Annotated in this window: 17 protein-coding genes; 10 read left to right on the forward strand and 7 right to left on the reverse strand. The window is 54.6% G+C overall.

Features of this window, described 5'->3' with window-relative positions; genetic code table 11:
- Positions 1 to 212: 212 nt before the first annotated feature.
- From Q0835_RS00860 to Q0835_RS00875, 4 genes are all read left to right on the forward strand, one after another.
- Positions 213 to 1,133 (forward strand): peptidylprolyl isomerase, encoded by a 921-nt coding sequence (locus Q0835_RS00860; protein ID WP_298814411.1) that lies wholly within the window; start codon positions 213 to 215, stop codon positions 1,131 to 1,133.
- 6 nt (positions 1,134 to 1,139) lie between these two features.
- The gene (pdxA, locus tag Q0835_RS00865; protein WP_298957853.1) at positions 1,140 to 2,159 is read left to right on the forward strand and encodes a 4-hydroxythreonine-4-phosphate dehydrogenase PdxA; all 1,020 of its coding nucleotides are present in this window, start codon (positions 1,140 to 1,142) and stop codon (positions 2,157 to 2,159) included.
- A 17-nt stretch (positions 2,160 to 2,176) separates the two neighbouring features.
- Positions 2,177 to 3,028, forward strand: a complete 852-nt coding sequence (gene rsmA / locus Q0835_RS00870; RefSeq protein ID WP_298957855.1) for a 16S rRNA (adenine(1518)-N(6)/adenine(1519)-N(6))-dimethyltransferase RsmA — start codon at positions 2,177 to 2,179, stop codon at positions 3,026 to 3,028.
- Positions 3,029 to 3,325: 297 nt separating this feature from the next.
- Complete coding sequence (locus Q0835_RS00875) at positions 3,326 to 4,249, forward strand: LysR family transcriptional regulator (RefSeq protein WP_298957857.1); 924 nt, start codon at positions 3,326 to 3,328, stop codon at positions 4,247 to 4,249.
- Positions 4,250 to 4,265: 16 nt separating this feature from the next.
- Here Q0835_RS00875 and gmk read toward each other — a convergent pair whose 3' ends face one another.
- The 7 genes from gmk to fabD all read right to left on the reverse strand — a co-directional run bounded on the left by gmk (position 4,266) and on the right by fabD (position 10,762).
- Positions 4,266 to 4,976, reverse strand: a complete 711-nt coding sequence (gene gmk, locus Q0835_RS00880; RefSeq protein WP_298957859.1) for a guanylate kinase — start codon at positions 4,974 to 4,976, stop codon at positions 4,266 to 4,268.
- Positions 4,977 to 4,981: 5 nt separating this feature from the next.
- Positions 4,982 to 5,875 (reverse strand): YicC/YloC family endoribonuclease, encoded by an 894-nt coding sequence (locus Q0835_RS00885; protein WP_298957861.1) that lies wholly within the window; start codon positions 5,873 to 5,875, stop codon positions 4,982 to 4,984.
- A gap of 41 nt (positions 5,876 to 5,916) precedes the next feature.
- Positions 5,917 to 7,047 carry an endolytic transglycosylase MltG gene (gene mltG, locus Q0835_RS00890; RefSeq protein WP_298957863.1) on the reverse strand — a complete coding sequence of 377 codons (1,131 nt, stop codon included), beginning with the start codon at positions 7,045 to 7,047 and terminating at the stop codon, positions 5,917 to 5,919.
- Positions 7,048 to 7,175: 128 nt separating this feature from the next.
- Positions 7,176 to 8,441: a beta-ketoacyl-ACP synthase II gene (fabF, locus tag Q0835_RS00895; protein WP_298814432.1), complete on the reverse strand. Its 1,266-nt coding sequence runs from the start codon at positions 8,439 to 8,441 to the stop codon at positions 7,176 to 7,178.
- An 87-nt stretch (positions 8,442 to 8,528) separates the two neighbouring features.
- A complete protein-coding gene (locus Q0835_RS00900; RefSeq protein ID WP_008194310.1) occupies positions 8,529 to 8,762 on the reverse strand; it encodes an acyl carrier protein in 234 nt (77 codons plus the stop codon).
- A 246-nt stretch (positions 8,763 to 9,008) separates the two neighbouring features.
- Complete coding sequence (gene fabG, locus Q0835_RS00905; protein WP_298814439.1) at positions 9,009 to 9,746, reverse strand: 3-oxoacyl-[acyl-carrier-protein] reductase; 738 nt, start codon at positions 9,744 to 9,746, stop codon at positions 9,009 to 9,011.
- 71 nt (positions 9,747 to 9,817) lie between these two features.
- Positions 9,818 to 10,762 (reverse strand): ACP S-malonyltransferase, encoded by a 945-nt coding sequence (fabD, locus tag Q0835_RS00910; RefSeq protein ID WP_298814442.1) that lies wholly within the window; start codon positions 10,760 to 10,762, stop codon positions 9,818 to 9,820.
- Between the two features lie 524 nt (positions 10,763 to 11,286).
- Between fabD and rpsF the strand changes: the two genes are divergently transcribed.
- From rpsF to alr, 6 genes are all read left to right on the forward strand, one after another.
- A complete protein-coding gene (gene rpsF / locus Q0835_RS00915; RefSeq protein ID WP_298814445.1) occupies positions 11,287 to 11,706 on the forward strand; it encodes a 30S ribosomal protein S6 in 420 nt (139 codons plus the stop codon).
- Between the two features lie 6 nt (positions 11,707 to 11,712).
- A complete protein-coding gene (rpsR, locus tag Q0835_RS00920; RefSeq protein ID WP_207139517.1) occupies positions 11,713 to 11,961 on the forward strand; it encodes a 30S ribosomal protein S18 in 249 nt (82 codons plus the stop codon).
- A gap of 117 nt (positions 11,962 to 12,078) precedes the next feature.
- On the forward strand, positions 12,079 to 12,672 hold the full coding sequence (gene rplI / locus Q0835_RS00925; protein WP_298814461.1) for a 50S ribosomal protein L9: 594 nt from the start codon (positions 12,079 to 12,081) through the stop codon (positions 12,670 to 12,672).
- Between the two features lie 367 nt (positions 12,673 to 13,039).
- On the forward strand, positions 13,040 to 14,524 hold the full coding sequence (locus Q0835_RS00930; RefSeq protein WP_298957866.1) for a replicative DNA helicase: 1,485 nt from the start codon (positions 13,040 to 13,042) through the stop codon (positions 14,522 to 14,524).
- Between the two features lie 180 nt (positions 14,525 to 14,704).
- A complete protein-coding gene (locus Q0835_RS30320; protein ID WP_152502260.1) occupies positions 14,705 to 15,001 on the forward strand; it encodes a PilZ domain-containing protein in 297 nt (98 codons plus the stop codon).
- 110 nt (positions 15,002 to 15,111) lie between these two features.
- Positions 15,112 to 16,254, forward strand: a complete 1,143-nt coding sequence (gene alr, locus Q0835_RS00940) for an alanine racemase (RefSeq protein ID WP_298957869.1) — start codon at positions 15,112 to 15,114, stop codon at positions 16,252 to 16,254.
- Positions 16,255 to 16,267: the final 13 nt, after the last annotated feature.

Genomic DNA, 16,267 nt, shown 5'->3' on the forward strand with positions numbered 1-16,267 from the left:
TACCGCTAGAAACGGTTGAGTTTTGACCATCACAAATGCGTTGGGTCATCTTACCGCCACGAATTGTCACCACATTTGCTGAAATTTTGAAATTAAGGCCATGATGTGCGAAACATCATGGCACTAGAAAACAAAGCGACAGGTGGTTTCTAAAATCCACCGAAATGCTTAAAACTTCGGTTCGGCCAAAGGCCAGCACGGATGGTTCATCAATGCGACTTCGTCTTGCCCCAATTTTCCTCAGCCTGGGTCTGATCCTGGCAGCGCCGTTGGCGATGCCGGCTCACGCGGCTATCAAGGTGATCGTCAACGACGTTCCGATTACCGATTACGACATAACGCAGCGTGCGCGCCTGATCACGCTCACACAGCGGAAATCAGCTTCAGTCGCTCGGCGTCAAGCCTCTGAAGAGCTCGTAGATGATCAAATCAAACTGGCTGAAGCGGATCGTGTCGGCATCGAAGTGACGCAAAGCGAAGTCGACGGTGCATTCAACAACATTGCCCGCGGTGTCAAAATGACACCATCGAAGCTGTCTTCGGCTCTGCGCCAGGGTGGTGTTCAACCCGACACACTGAAAAAACGCCTTAAGGCTCAATTGGCCTGGAATCAGTTGTTGCGGCGAAAGTTCAGCGGTCGTGTCGAAGTCGACGAATCCGACATCATCGCAGCGCTCCAGAAAACAGATGAGGAAGAACGCAGGACGTCTGTCGAATATGATCTCAAGCGTGTCATCGTTGTAGTCCCGAAAAATTCTTCCGGTGGATTCAAATCGAAACGCAAGAGCGAAAGCAACCAGATCCGTGCATCGTTCGACGGCTGCGATAATGCCGGAGCCCTGCTCGGAAAATACAGCGAAGTCGTCGTACAACCCATTGGCCGCAGGTTGGAAACAGAATTGCCGGAAGGCCTCATGGAAGAAATCTCTGCTCTGAAGCCGGGAAAACTGACCAAACCGTCCAACTCTCCTGTCGGCTACGAAATGATTGCGGTCTGCGGGAAACGGGAAATAGCTTCCGACATTGCCGTCAGAACCAAGCTTGAAAACGAAATTCGCAGCGAAGAAAGCCAACGTCAGTCCCGTCGGTATCTGCTTGAAGTCCGTCGCCGCGCGACAATCATTTATCGTTGATCTGATATGAAACCCACTCCTCTGCCGCTTGCGGTCAGCATGGGTGAACCGGCTGGCATCGGCCCGGATTTGGTTCTTCTTGCCTGGAAAAACCGCAAATCGCTTCAGTTGCCACCCTTCTATGTTCGCGGTGACCGTGCTCTTTTCGAGAGCCGTGCGGCTCGACTTGGACTGAATGTGCGTATGGACGATGCCAGTCCTGCGGAGGCTGGACACGCTTTCTCTAAGTCCCTTCCAATTGTACAGACGGGCCCTGCAATTGAAGACAAGCCCGGTGAAGAGCAGGAAGAAACGGCACATTCGATCGTGACATCAATCGAGCGCTGTGTGGAAGACACTGCAAATGGTCTGGCAGCAGCAGTTGTTACCAACCCGATCAACAAGGCAGCGCTCTATAAGACCGGCTTCAGTTTTCCCGGTCACACCGAATTTCTGGGTGATCTGGCAAAGAAACACTGGCCGGATCAACCTGCAAATCCTGTTATGATGATTGCGGGACCGGAACTAATGGTGGTCCCGGTCACCATTCATATCCCATTGAAAGACGTTCCGGAGAAACTCGAAATAGACCTGATCGTCGAAACTGCGCGCATCGCTGCTGGTGACCTCAAGACCCGGTTCGGCTATTCAGACCCGCATCTGGCGATTTGTGGCCTCAATCCACATGCGGGTGAAAACGCGACAATGGGAACGGAAGATCGCGATGTGGTCGCACCGGCAATTGCTAAGCTCGTAGACATGGGCATCACCGCCACTGGGCCCCATCCTGCGGACACCCTGTTTCACGCAGCAGCACGCAAGACTTATGACTGTGTCCTGGGTATGTATCACGATCAGGTACTCGTTCCCGCCAAGACAATTGGCTTTGATGACAGCGTCAATATCACGCTTGGTCTGCCTTTCGTACGGACGTCTCCGGACCACGGCACTGCCTACAGCCTTGCAGGCACGGGGTCCGTGCGGATTGACAGCTTTGCCGCCTCGCTGCGCATGGCATCAGTGCTTGCCAATCCAGAACGCTTTTAAACCGCAGACAGGACCTGATGGCCCAAATCGACGACCTGCCGCCGCTCCGTGAGGTGATTGCGAACCACAGCCTCAATGCCAAGAAGTCATTGGGTCAGAACTTTTTGCTCGATCTCAATCTTACATCACGAATTGCGCGTTCAGCAGGGAGTCTTGAGGACTGCACGGTTCTTGAGATTGGTCCCGGCCCTGGTGGACTGACAAGGGCACTGCTGGCGTCAGGGGCCAAAAAGGTTGTTGCGATCGAAAAAGACAACCGCTGCCTGCCGGCGCTTGCGCAGATTGCCGATCATTATCCCGGGCGTCTTGAGGTGATTGAAGGGGACGCACTTCAAATTGACCCGGTTTCAATAACCGGAGGCGACAAGGTCCGCATTGCTGCCAATTTGCCCTATAATGTCGGCACTCAACTCTTGATCAACTGGATCACCACGGAAACTTGGCCACCCTTCTGGTCTTCACTGACTTTGATGTTTCAAAAGGAAGTGGGAGAACGGATTGCCGCCGCCCCCGGATCCAAGGCTTATGGTCGGCTTGGCGTGTTGGCAGGTTGGCGCTGCAAGGGTGGTATCCTCTTTGACATCAGTCCCAAAGCTTTTACACCTCCACCAAAGGTGACGTCGGCGGTTGTGCATCTCACACCAAACTGCAGTCCTCTACCCTGCGATCTGAATTCCCTGCAGCGAATAACTGCGGCCGCATTCGGACAGAGGCGGAAAATGCTGCGTGCCAGTCTCAAGCCTCTTGCTCCAAACGCTGAAAGCCTGATCGAAAAAACGGGCCTGAGGCCAACGGCTCGCGCCGAAGAAATCGACATCGAAGGTTTCGTTGCACTCGGCAATGTCTTCAAGGACGCCGCCGCCTTTTGATGAACCAGCAAGTCGACCTGAAAGTCGATAACCGGTTGACGGCATGCTCGTGAGCACTGTTTTCAAGCCGCTTTCTGAGCGTTTCGGGGTCGTTCAAGCCAATATCTTTCTGCAAATGGGCTGATAGACCCTGACGGAAGCTACGCAGCGCAATCGACGCGCGATGTCTCCGGGTCTGCTGACGCTTGAGCGTTTCGAGCCAGGTGAAAATCATAATCTGCCTCCCTTGCGACAGTGGCAAAATGTCAGACAACGAAGCCGATGTAATTGAATGAAATTGCATGCTATTATTCATTTATGAATGACATAGATTTCGATTGGGATACCATTCGTGTGTTTCTGGCAGTCGCGGAGAACGAGAGCCTCAGCCGCGCCGCAGAAACGCTTGCCTTGTCGCAACCAACCGTTGGGCGGCATATTGCGCGACTGGAAGACCGTCTCGGCGTGCAATTGTTTGACAGACGGCAAACAGGTTATGTGCTGACGGAAGGCGGCATACGACTTATCAAAGTTGCAAGGTCCATGGCGCGTGGTGCCGCCGACTTCAAACGAGCCGTTGATTTTGAAAAAGCCGGACATGTTGAGCAAGTTTGCCGGATCACTTTGGGAGAATGGGGCCAACACTTTCTGTCCCGTCATGTCCCGGTGCTCGTTGAAGGGCTCGGAAACATCCGTATCGAACTTTATGCAGATGACACTTTTTGGGATCTCACTCGAAACTCGGCAGATATCGCGGTAGGAAACCTGCCTCCTACGCAATCGCACCTGATAGCGCAAAAACTCGGTGAACGCGGCTTTTACGCCTACGCATCTTCCGCCTATCTCAGAAAACACGCGGACGCCTACGATCCCGCATCCTGGTCAAACCAGGTTTGGGCAGGTTATTGCGGCGCAAGAGCCAAGCTGCGCTCTTCCCGGTTGCTCGCTGACATATTGGACGGAAAGCCCAGCAGATATGCCGTCAACAATTCTCGAGCCTTGTTGGACATTCTGCGAACAGGCGAAGCCATGGGAATCTTACCGGACTGGATCGGCGAAAGTGAAGATTTGCATCGTTTGAACGCAAAGCCACTTGGGCTTGGAAACTCCTGGATGAGCTTCCATGAAAGGCTGCGGCTGCACCCGGATCTTGCCAAGGTCAAAGACCGGATCGCAGCTCTCTATCGGCAACGCTATGCCGAAACATCTCAAAGCCTTCAAAGGCCCAACAATCCAAAATGAAAGAGCACTCTGGCCTTCAGGCTTTGACTTCTCCGAGTTCGGTCTCCAAATCGTCGACCATCCCCTGGATAAGCGGGCCGATTTTAGGTGACCTGAACTGTTTCAGTCGTTCTGCTTTCAAAATGGCGCGGACATTCTCATAGGCCCGCTCCAGATCGTCATTGACAACCACATAGTCGTATTTCGACCAGTGGCGCATTTCTCCGACCGCAGTTTTCATGCGTTTTGCGATAATCTCGTCAGAATCTTCCGCACGCCGTTTCAGTCGCGACTTCATCTCAGCAATCGATGGCGGCAGAATGAAAACAGACACGACATCGTCACGCATCTTGTCGAACAGCTGAAACGTTCCTTGAATATCAATGTCGAAGAGAATATCGCGCCCGTTTTCGATCGCGTTTTCAACCGGCCCTCTGGGCGTCGCGTAGTAGTTTCCATGTACCTCGGCCCATTCAAGCAGCTCGTCTGCATCGCGCATTTGCTCAAAGCGCTTGCCGTCCAGAAAATGGTAATGGACACCATCAACTTCGCTTGAACGACGCGCGCGCGTCGTCACGGAAATCGACAACGCCAGATTGTCCTCCTTTTCCAGAAGCAGGCGGGCAATCGTCGATTTGCCTGCGCCGGAAGGAGACGACAAAACAAGCATCAGGCCCCGGCGCTGTTGCTCAGCCTGTTCAGCACTGACGGTGGTCCCGCCGGTCGTCCCAACAGCTGCGTCGGTCATTTGGCTCACTCCAGGTTTTGTATCTGCTCGCGCATTTGATCGATGACCGCCTTCAAGTCCAGCCCGATCGCAGTCAGATCAACATCATTGGACTTGGAACACAAAGTGTTCGCTTCGCGGTTAAATTCCTGCGCCAGGAAGTCCAGGCGTCTGCCAATTGCACCGCCACTATCCATCAATTCTCTGACGGCAGCGACATGAGCATGCAATCTATCGAGTTCCTCGCGAATGTCCGCCTTGGTCGCAAGAAATACCGCTTCTTGATGAAGTCGCTGAGGATCCAGTTGCCCCTCGGCCGCATCCAGCAATTCGGTCAGCTGCTTTTTCAGTCTTGCCTTGATTGCCTCGGGCTTGCGTGCCGGCAGACCTTCGGCGGCGTGCGTCAAGTCGGCAATCCTGTCGATCTGGTTGCGAACAACTGACCCGATTGCCCTGCCTTCGGTGTGCCGCATGTCCACAAGGTCGATCAGGGCAGCGTCCAGTGACGTTAAGAGCGCATTATGCAGAGCCAATTGCGCAACCTCGTCGTCCTCTGGTTCCTTGAGTTCGAAGACACCTTTTTGAGACAGAATTCCGTCGACTGACGGAGGTGCAAGCTCAGGAACACGATTTTTCAGAAGCTCGATTGTAGTCAAAACCGCTTCCAGCGCAGATTCGTTCACCTGAAACTGTTGCTCAGACTGGTCCCGGTTCATCGAAAGGCCGATCGAGACGTTGCCTCGCCTCAGCACCTTTGCGCAACGTTCTCTGATCTTGGGTTCAAGGGTTTCGAGGCCGGTCGGGATTCTAATACGAAGATCAAGAGATTTGCCGTTAACCGATCTGAGTTCCCAGGTCCAGCGTACCGGACCGGATTCTCCAATCGACCTCGCAAACCCTGTCATGCTGGCTAGCGCCATTGCCCCCTCCGGATTTGTTGTGATCGGGCTCGCACCCCCGACTAATTCGATGTGCCCGGCTGGGTCGTCTGTTCTTGTTCTGCCTGCCGGCGTTCACGTTCGATCTCGCGCCATTTGCGAACATTCGCCTGATGCTGTTCATACGTCTCGGCGAAAACATGCCCACCGGTGCCGTCTGCGACAAAAAACAGATCCTGCGTTCGCGACGGGTTTGCCACCGCTTCCATAGCCGCTCGACCGGGGTTGCCTATCGGACCAGGCGGCAGACCGTCGATCTGATAAGTGTTGTAGTCGTTATCGGCACGCAGTTCTGATTGCTTGATAGCCGAACGATCCTTCAACCAGGCCTCACCACCATAAAGGCCATAAAGTATGGTTGGATCGGACTGCAAACGCATGTTTTTGTTCAAGCGATTGACGAAAACACCTGCCACGCGCGGACGTTCATCCGCCAACGCCGTTTCCTTTTCAACGATTGACGCAAGGATCACCAATTCTTCAGGCGTCTCAACAGGAAGGCCCTCGGTTCTGCGTTCCCAAACCTCGGCAAGCAATTTTTCCTGTGCTGCCTTCATCTGGTTCAGTACATCCTGACGGGCAGCGCCGCGGGCAAAAGTATAGGTATTGGGAAGCAATTCACCTTCGACAGGAACTTCCGTGATTTCACCGGTGAGGATCGGGTGCTCCCGCACGCGCTCGAGGATCTGTGCCGTGGTCCAGCCCTCAGGAATTGTCACCGAGTGGACAACTGCGTTGCCTTCGACAAGATCGGTCATTACCTGCTGCATCGAAACGCCAGGCGCAAACGCATATTCGCCGGCCTTCAATTTGGTCGCGTTCTTGTAGAACCGGATTCCAAGATTGAAGATCCATTCATCGATCAGGCTGTCGCCGATGACACCTTGCCCGGAAAGCCGATTGGTGATGCCCGTAAGGCCCGCGCCGGAGGATATGACGACCGTGGCGTCCTGTTGAAGCGGACCGTCCTCTTCGAACTTCTCTTTCCCGAAGTACAGGGCACCGCCAACCGCCGCGAGACCGAAGACCGCCAGCGTGATCACAAGATTAATCAAAATTACAAGGGGGTTGCGGACATGCCTCGACCGCTGCGGCGGCTCTGGCGCAGGTTCAGGCTGCAGGGCTTCACGCGGGCTTTTCGGCTTAATGCGCATGTTTAGCGGCACCTCCAGGATCGAGCCTCACATCCGGGATAATGAGCTCAATCGGATCAGTTGTCACAATCAATTTCCCGAGCCGGGATTTTGACGAATCGTACCCGGCTGGGGAGAATTTGAATGGGTTATGCGGCAACTTTGCGGAAGACGAGCGAAGCATTTGTGCCACCAAAGCCGAATGAGTTCGACAAGGCCACGTCGATGTCCATCTTCTTCGGCTTGTGCGCAACCAGATCGATTTCCGTTTCAACGGACGGATTGTCAAGATTGATCGTCGGCGGGGCCATACCGTCACGAATTGCCAGGACGGAGAATATGGATTCCACGGCGCCGGCAGCCCCAAGCAAATGGCCAATCGAAGATTTGGTCGATGACATGGTCAGACCTGAAGCATGTTCGCCAGCAAGGCGTGTGACAGCACCGAGCTCAATCTCATCACCGAGCGGCGTTGAAGTTCCATGCGCGTTCACATAGTCGATATCCGCAGGAGTAACTTCAGCACGCTTTAATGCTGCTGCCATGCAGCGGTATGCACCATCGCCGTCAGAGGAAGGAGCCGTGATATGGTAGGCGTCTCCCGAGAGGCCGTATCCGATGACCTCAGCATAGATGTTTGCACCGCGCTTGACCGCATGTTCGTATTCTTCCAGCACGACAACACCGGCCCCCTCACCCATGACGAACCCGTCACGAGCGACGTCATACGGCCGTGAGCCCTTTTCCGGTGTGTCGTTAAATGCGGTGGACAACGCACGACAAGCTGCAAATCCGGCAAGAGCCAGTCGGCAGACCGGAGACTCAGTGCCGCCAGCAACCATCACATCGGCATCGCCGAACGCAATCAGCCGGGAAGCATCGCCAATAGCATGTGCGCCCGTCGAACAAGCAGTCACAACCGCATGGTTCGGGCCCTTCAGGCTGTGGCGAATTGAAACGTAACCACCGGCCAAGTTGATCAAACGACCAGGAATAAAAAACGGGCTTACCCTGCGCGGCCCCTTTTCAGCCAGCAGATGAGCACCTTGTTCAATCCCCTGAAGCCCGCCGATACCGGACCCGATCAGTACGCCTGATCTGGCTTGCTGATCATAAGTTTCGGCCTTGAAACCGGAATCCGCCATGGCTTGATCGGCAGCTGCCATTGCGTAGACGATGAAGTCGTCGACTTTGCGCTGTTCCTTGACGTCCATCCAGTCATCAGGATTGAACGCGCCTTCTTCAGCAGTATCGCGCGGTATCTGACAGGCAATCTGACAGGCCAGGTCGTCAACCTTGAAATTGTCGACCTTGTTGGCCCCGCTCTTACCTTCGAGGATCTTTTTCCAAGTGACATCGACACCGCTGCCAAGCGGCGTGACCATGCCCAACCCAGTTACGACTACTCGCCTCATACACCCGCACTTACTGTTGAAGGGCCTGGCGGAGCATATCCCCGCCGGCCCGATCTTCATACATTCACAAAAAGAAGGGCTATGCCCTTACTTGTTGGCTTCCAGGAATTTGACAGCATCGCCCACAGTGAGAATGGTTTCTGCTGCTGTATCCGGGATTTCTACGCCGAATTCTTCTTCGAAGGCCATGACCAGCTCAACGGTGTCAAGGCTGTCCGCACCCAGGTCGTCGATGAAGCTTGCGCCTTCTACAACTTTTTCTGCGTCAACACCGAGGTGCTCAACGACGATTTTCTTTACCCGATCCGCGATATCGCTCATCTTTCACTTCCTTAGTTTTCTTCTAAACATATCTCGCGACCTGCCCCTGACCGGTTTTCCAAAAAGCGGAGGCGCGACATCGCGGTCTTCAAGATGCCAATACGCATCCAAACCGGAAAACCGGACTTGAATGCGCATTTCGTAACAATCGGCGGGTTGGTAACACACTTTGTTGACCTTTACCAGCCGGTCCAGAACGCTTGTCGGCGGCCCGGATTCATTTCGCCTTCTCGGCAATTTTTCCTTTTAAATCATTGCCATGCCACCATTTACATGCAGGGTCTGCCCTGTCACATAGGCGGCTTCGTCGCTGGCAAGATAAAGAGCGGCTGAAGCGATTTCAGCCGAAGTGCCCAGACGCCCGGTAGGGACACTGGTCAAAATCGATTCTTTTTGCTTGTCATTCAGCGCATCGGTCATCGCTGTTTCGATGAAACCTGGCGCAATTGTATTAACGGTGATGTTCCGGCTTGCCACTTCACGGGCCAGAGACTTGTACATGCCAATCATGCCGGCCTTTGCCGCAGCGTAATTAACCTGGCCCGGATTTCCCGTGACACCGACAACCGACGTAATGCCAACAATGCGCCCAGAACGACGCTTCATCATACCCTTGATCGCCGCACGACAGAGACGGAAACCGGAGGTCAAGTTCACTTCCAGCACCTGGTCCCACTCGTCATCCTTCATTCGCATGAAGATATTGTCCCTGGTGATACCCGCGTTGTTGACCAGAACATCTACCGAGCCCATCTTTTCTTCCGCAAGCGGTAGAAGAGCATCGACTGCCCCGCGGTCAGAAAGGTTGGCAGGCGTTACGAACGCACGTTCGCCGAGGTCGGCGGCGAGCGCCTCCAGTTTTTCGGCCCGTGTTCCAGACAGAGAAACCGTCGCACCTTGTGCATGCAATGCACGGGCAATTGCTTCGCCGATGCCACCGGTCGCACCAGTGACAAGTGCGTTTTTCCCTTCCAAACTGAACATTAGGGGTCCTTCCCTCGTCGGTCCTTGCCCCGCTTGGGGCACTTGATGGTGAAACCTACAGAAAAAGCGGCCTATCCGGAAAGCTTTTCCAAAAGCACGTCGATGTCTTCAGGAGTATTGACGGCTATCCCGGTAGCCTCTTTGGCAATCCGTCTGACCATGCCGGTCAGAACCTTGCCGGTTCCGGCTTCCACAAAGGTCTCAACTCCGTTTTCAGAAAGCCAGGTGATGCTTTCACGCCAACGCACGGTTCCGGTAACCTGTTCAACAAGACGATCACGAATTTCAGCCGGATCTGAAATCGGTGCAGCAAGAACGTTCGCCACAAGAGGAACTGACGGTGCCTTGATATCGGCGCCCGCAAGCGCCGCTGCCATAGCATCGGCGGCAGGTGCCATGAGGGAACAGTGAAACGGCGCACTGACCGGCAACATCACCGCACGGCGCGCGCCCTTGGCCTTGGCAATCTCTACCGCGCGTTCAACGGCTGCCAGGTGGCCTGAGACGACCACTTGTCCTGGCGCATTGTCATTGGCAGCCTGGCAGACTTCACCCTGAGCGGCATCTTCAGCGACTTCCTGTGCAGTTTCAAAATCAAGACCGAGAAGAGCCGCCATCGCTCCCTGACCGACAGGAACGGCGTTTTGCATGGCATCGCCTCTCACCCGCAAAAGCCTTGCTGCGGTGGCAACGTCGAGGCTGCCGGCAGCCGCAAGCGCCGAATACTCTCCAAGCGAATGACCTGCAACAAACGCGGCTGTAGATTTGAGTTCGAGACCTTTTGCTTCCAGAACGCGCATCGTTGCCAGACTGACCGCCATCAGCGCCGGCTGGGCGTTTGCAGTAAGCGTCAGAGCATCCTCGGGACCGCTCCACATTATATCGGACAGTTTCTGGCCAAGAGCCTCATCGACTTCCTCAAAAACCGCTTTTGCTTCCGGAAAAGCATCCGCAAGCGCCTTGCCCATGCCAACACTCTGGCTGCCCTGGCCGGGGAATGTGAATGCAATCGTCATTTGAAATCGCCTCCGAGACACGTGCACGGGACCGGAATGCTTTCGCGTTCTGCGCCCGGCTTTAATAAGAAAGCGGCATACCAACCCGGGGATGGGCTGAAGTCGAACTTGGCGCGAGGCTATGATACGCTCTTGACCACACTGTCAAGGCCTTGTGCCATGATTTCTCAATTTCAGTCGGTTTTGCGCGATTTGTTAGTCCTCTACACATGAGCGACCCAACTTTGCATTCCCAACAAGCCGGAAGCCGGTGAGATCATCGCGAACGTGCGCCTCGAGATGCAGGGGATCAATGGTCCGCAGTTTTCTTTCAGCAAGACTTGCATTTTCCCCCGAAAGGAGTATAGAGCCCGCTTCATCCGAGGTTTGGCCGGGGGCTGAACGGAAGGGCGCTAGCCAGGATTTTCTCAAAAGGTCCGACTTCCCGTGTTCCCGCTCTCGTTAGATTTCTCGTGCCTTTCCGGGGTTGCGAGGAGGCTCTGCGCCAGATCTCGTGTTGTCAACTTGAGGAAAGGCTTGTTTCCATGCCTCTTTATGAGCACGTGTTCCTGGCGCGCCAGGACGTTTCGGCCCAACAGGTCGAACAACTTGTCGAACAGTACAAGGGCCTGATCGAAGGCGCCGGCGGAAAAGTCGGAAAAATCGAAAACTGGGGTCTTCGTACTCTCACTTACCGCATCAAGAAAAACCGCAAGGCTCACTACACCCTGATGAACATCGAAGCACCGCATGCAGCTGTTGCCGAGATGGAACGCCAGATGGGTCTGAGCGAAGACGTCCTGCGTCACATGACTTTCCGTGTCGACGAGCTGGACGAAGAGCCTTCCGCAATGATGCAGAAACGCGACCGTGACGACCGCCGTGGTGGTGGACGTGGCGACCGTGGTGACCGTGGCGAGCGTCCTGGTGGTAGCCGTCCACCGCGCCGGACCGAAGAGGAGTAAGAGACAATGGTTGATGTTGCACAGCTTCCGAGCCGCCGTCCCTTCTTCCGTCGCCGGAAGACTTGCCCGTTCTCCGGTTCGAACGCACCGAAGATAGACTACAAAGACATCCGTTTGCTGCAACGCTACATTTCCGAGCGCGGCAAGATTGTCCCGAGCCGCATCACCGCGGTTTCGGCGAAGAAACAGCGTGAGCTGGCCCGCGCAATCAAACGCGCTCGCCTTCTCGGCCTGCTGCCCTTCGTGATCAGCTAAGCGTTTCTGGCCATCAGAAATGCTGTTCTCCCGGGTTTTCCCGGGAGACCCGAATTGGGACCGCGGGAAAACGGTCTCTAACCATTGGATCTTCCAATGGGACAGTAGGAGATAGACATGCAAGTTATCCTTCTTGAGCGTATCGCCAAGCTTGGCCAAATGGGCGACAAAGTCCGTGTGCGCGACGGCTATGCTCGTAACTACCTTCTGCCGCAAGGCAAGGCACTGCGCGCCAACAAAGCCAATCTTGAGCGTTTTGAGCGTGAACGCACCCAGCTTGAAGCACGCAACCTTGAGCGTAAGTCTGAGGCAGAAGCAGTTGCTTCCAAGCTCGACGGCGAATCCCTGGTCATGATCCGTTCAGCGGGCGAGACCGGACAGCTCTACGGTTCCGTATCTACACGCGACATCGCTGATGGCCTTACCGAAAGCGGCTTCAGCGTTGCCCGCAATCAGGTTGAACTGCGGACACCGATCAAAACCATCGGCCTGCACTCGGTTCTGATCCAGCTTCATCCGGAAGTCGAGGTCAGCATCTCTGTCAATGTCGCCCGTTCGGAAGACGAAGCTGTCCGTCAGGCTGCTGGTGAAGACCTCACCACACCTGAACAGGATGTCTTCGAATTCGAAGAGGACGAAGAAGCAGAAGAGGAAGGCGCCGAAGAAGGCGCTGAAGCAACCGAAGAAGTTGCAGCTGAAGAAGAAGCCTGAGGGCTTTAATTCAACTTCACCGGCTAAAGATCAACGGCGCTGTTTTCAGCGCCGTTTTTCTTTTGCCAGCAGTTTATTTCCAATCATCTACAAGTCGCTTCATTTGGTGAATTCAAAGTCTCATTCAACGCCTTGAAACTCATGACAAAATTGTTAACTTTCCATTTACTTTTTCAAAAAATTGTTTGATTTCAAACACTAAGAGCTACAGCCTTGAGTCTTCAATCGACTTTAGAGTCAAGCAGGATTCGACTCTTTCCCCGTTGATCTGTGGATCTCATGAAGAATCAAAAACTGCTCTTTTTGGTGCTTGAGCGGCCCCTCAACAGAGAGTATTCCGAATGAACTTGGGTCATCGGGGGACGAAATGAAGGGCACGTTGCAGAAGGTCGAAACGGAAGAAGACATCCAACGCCTGGCGCCGCATAACGCGGAAGCCGAGCGGCAGCTTCTGGGCGCAATTCTGGTGAACAACGAAACCTTTTACAGGGTTTCCGATTTTCTGGAACCGCACCACTTCTTTGTTCCTTCACATCAGGACATCTACGAAAAGATCGGCCATCTTATCAGAGCAGGCAAAACCGCCTCTCCGATAACGCTCAAGACCTTCTACCCTGCAGACGCCAAAATCGCAGATCTGTCGGCCACACAGTTCTTGCTGAGGCTTGCTGGAGACGCAGCCTCCATCATCAACGCCGAAGACTATGGCCGCGCGATCTATGACCTCGCCATTCGCCGGAACCTGATCCGGATCGGCGAAGACATGGTCAACATCGCATTTGACGCCCCGATCGACGTACCGCCGGGACAGCAGATCGACGATGCCGAGCGCAGGTTGTTCGAATTGGCGGAGACCGGACGCTCCGAAGGCGGGTTCGTTGCCTTTGGCGATGCGTTGTCTGAAACCATCGAAATGGCGCATGCGGCCTATAATCGTGAGGGGGCGCTCTCGGGCATCTCCACCGGCTTACGAGAACTCGACAGACTGATGGGCGGATTGCAGCATTCGGATCTTATTGTCCTTGCCGGCCGACCCGCAATGGGCAAGACATCGCTTGCCACCAACATCGCCTATAACATCGCTCAGTCCTACAAGTCGGAAGAGCAGCAGGACGGTTCGATAAAAACCGTGAATGGCGGTGTGGTCGGGTTCTTCTCCCTCGAGATGTCAGCCGAACAGCTCGCAACACGTATTATCTCCGAGCAGGCCGAGATATCGTCTTCCAAAATCCGCCGCGGAGACATTACGGAGGCGGAGTTTGAAAAACTCGCAGCTTGCGCTCAGACAATGCAAGCCGTGCCACTTCATGTCGACCAGACCGGCGGTATCTCCATCGCGTCGCTTGTCGCCAAGGCACGGCGCTTGAAACGCCAGCGCGGCCTGGATCTTTTGGTAGTCGACTATATCCAGCTTCTTTCCGGTTCAGCCAAGAACTCCGGCAACCGCGTTCAGGAAATCACCGAGATCACCACCGGATTGAAAGCGTTGGCAAAGGAACTCAACGTACCGATCATCGCGCTGTCACAGCTTTCCCGTCGGGTTGAATCGCGAGACGACAAACGTCCGATGATGTCGGATCTGCGTGAATCCGGATCCATCGAGCAGGACGCCGATGTGGTGCTGTTCGTGTATCGTGAAGAATACTATCTGTCGAAGACCGAACCAGAGGTCGGATCACCTGAATATGCAGCCTGGGAAGCCAAGCACGATGCAGCCAAAGGCAAGGCAGAGGTGATCATCGCCAAGCAACGTCACGGACCGACAGGCTCAGCCAACCTGCACTTCCAGGGCGAATTCACCCGTTTCTCCGACCTTGCAGAGGACGACCACTTGCCGCAGAGGTATGAATAGCTTTGTCGCAAATGCAAAAGTCGATAGGACAGATGGCAGTTGGAAACAACTGCCATTGCAACAAGAGACAGGGGCAGTCAGGCCTCACCTGAAAACATCCGCAACTAGAAAGCGCGAATTGCAAACTTAAAGCGCTGTTAAACAACTATAGATATGGTTCGTTGCTGATTATTTCCCACAGTGCATTTCAGGCGAAACCACTTGTATTCTTCGAAACAAAAACTCCTGGAAGAAGCGAGGATTTTCCCCCGCAAAAGGTGCAAGTGGCCCGGGTTGCTCAAGCAGGAAGGAGCGCACCGTCCTTGCGTTGTGGAAGATATCAGCGTGGGTGGATGCCGCCTTGCCACGAATACCAAGGGGCTTGAGCCCGGGCAACGTGTCACAATTGAAGTTGAAAGCCGCAGACTGCGTTTTTACGCCGAAATTCGGTGGATTAGAAGTGGCGAGACCGGGGTCGAATTCCTCTACATGGATTGATGTCCATTTCGCCATCTTGCAGATCTCAGCAATGGCATTCCCAGTCTCTGATGCGCTAAACTCTCGTCTATTGAGCATTCACTGATTCTGGCTGGAGACCAAAGCGCATCGTGTCGCCGTATCACCATTCATCATTCCCTGCCGAACTTTATGGTGGCCGGTTGACAATCGATTTGAACGCCATTGCGGCAAACTGGTCAGATCTCAACAACAGGCTCATCGGCGAAACTGAATGCGCGGCCGCCATCAAGGCCGACGCTTATGGCACCGGCCAGGACAAAGTTGCCCCTTGCCTTTTCGAAGCAGGCTGCCGGACCTTTTTTACAGCCGTTCCGACGGAAGCTGTTGAACTTCGGCGGATCTTGCCTGAGGCAACAATTTACGTCCTTGACGGCTTGCTTCCCGGGACCGCCGAACACTTTCTTGACCAGAATATTCGACCCGTTCTGGGCTCTCTTGAAGAATTGGAAGAATGGGCCGGGATCTGCAGGTCCGCTTGCAAAAATCTTGATGCTGCAGTTCACGTTGACACCGGCATTCATCGCCTTGGGCTCTCGCCGGAAGAGTTTCGAACCTCCATGCAGGACAAGGATCTGCTTGGTCCCTTCAAACCGTCGCTTATCATGAGCCATCTGGCCTGCGGCTCTGTTCCCGACCATCCCATGAACCGGGAACAGCTCGATCGGTTTCGTAAACTCACCGCGCCCTTCCCGTCCATTCCGAAGTCGTTGGCAAACTCAGCAGGGATCTTGATGGGGCCGGAATACCACTTCGATCTGGTCCGGCCCGGTATCGCACTTTACGGTGGTCAGGCGATAGAGACAGCTCCCAATCCGATGAAGCCTGTTGCTAAGGTTGAGGCACGGATCATGATCGTGCGCGACGTGCCCGAAGGCGACACAATCGGTTACGGGGCAAAGCAGACGGCCCGTCGCCCGCTCCGGAGTGCTGTCATAGCGGCAGGATATGCGGACGGCATGTTGCGGCGCGCCAGCTCCAGCGATGATCAGCCAGGTGGGTTCGGCATGATCGGTGGCCACAAGACACCGATCCTCGGACGTATTTCCATGGACATGATTACGCTGGACGTCACGGACGTGCCCGAGCACCTTCTTCAACGCGGTGCCTTTGTGGAAATGCTCGGACCAAATGTTGCGGCGGCGGAGATTGCGGCTTATGCGGAGACCATCGACTATGAATACCTGACCAGCCTCGGGCGTCGTTTTGAACGCGTCTACGGGCCCCTCTCCTGATCGGAGCTTGATA

It is taken from the genome of uncultured Roseibium sp. (assembly GCF_947499295.1).
Classification (GTDB): domain Bacteria; phylum Pseudomonadota; class Alphaproteobacteria; order Rhizobiales; family Stappiaceae; genus Roseibium.

Excerpts from the sequence above, each read along its gene's own strand:
- Q0835_RS00860 (WP_298814411.1), top strand. The coding sequence starts at position 213 with ATGCGACTTCGTCTTGCCCCAATTTTCCTCAGCCTGGGTCTGATCCTG.
- pdxA (WP_298957853.1), top strand. The coding sequence starts at position 1,140 with ATGAAACCCACTCCTCTGCCGCTTGCGGTCAGCATGGGTGAACCGGCT.
- rsmA (WP_298957855.1), top strand. The coding sequence starts at position 2,177 with ATGGCCCAAATCGACGACCTGCCGCCGCTCCGTGAGGTGATTGCGAAC.
- Q0835_RS00875 (WP_298957857.1), top strand. The coding sequence starts at position 3,326 with ATGAATGACATAGATTTCGATTGGGATACCATTCGTGTGTTTCTGGCA.
- gmk (WP_298957859.1), bottom strand. The coding sequence starts at position 4,976 with ATGACCGACGCAGCTGTTGGGACGACCGGCGGGACCACCGTCAGTGCT.
- Q0835_RS00885 (WP_298957861.1), bottom strand. The coding sequence starts at position 5,875 with ATGGCGCTAGCCAGCATGACAGGGTTTGCGAGGTCGATTGGAGAATCC.
- mltG (WP_298957863.1), bottom strand. The coding sequence starts at position 7,047 with ATGCGCATTAAGCCGAAAAGCCCGCGTGAAGCCCTGCAGCCTGAACCT.
- fabF (WP_298814432.1), bottom strand. The coding sequence starts at position 8,441 with ATGAGGCGAGTAGTCGTAACTGGGTTGGGCATGGTCACGCCGCTTGGC.
- Q0835_RS00900 (WP_008194310.1), bottom strand. The coding sequence starts at position 8,762 with ATGAGCGATATCGCGGATCGGGTAAAGAAAATCGTCGTTGAGCACCTC.
- fabG (WP_298814439.1), bottom strand. The coding sequence starts at position 9,746 with ATGTTCAGTTTGGAAGGGAAAAACGCACTTGTCACTGGTGCGACCGGT.
- fabD (WP_298814442.1), bottom strand. The coding sequence starts at position 10,762 with ATGACGATTGCATTCACATTCCCCGGCCAGGGCAGCCAGAGTGTTGGC.
- rpsF (WP_298814445.1), top strand. The coding sequence starts at position 11,287 with ATGCCTCTTTATGAGCACGTGTTCCTGGCGCGCCAGGACGTTTCGGCC.
- rpsR (WP_207139517.1), top strand. The coding sequence starts at position 11,713 with ATGGTTGATGTTGCACAGCTTCCGAGCCGCCGTCCCTTCTTCCGTCGC.
- rplI (WP_298814461.1), top strand. The coding sequence starts at position 12,079 with ATGCAAGTTATCCTTCTTGAGCGTATCGCCAAGCTTGGCCAAATGGGC.
- Q0835_RS00930 (WP_298957866.1), top strand. The coding sequence starts at position 13,040 with ATGAAGGGCACGTTGCAGAAGGTCGAAACGGAAGAAGACATCCAACGC.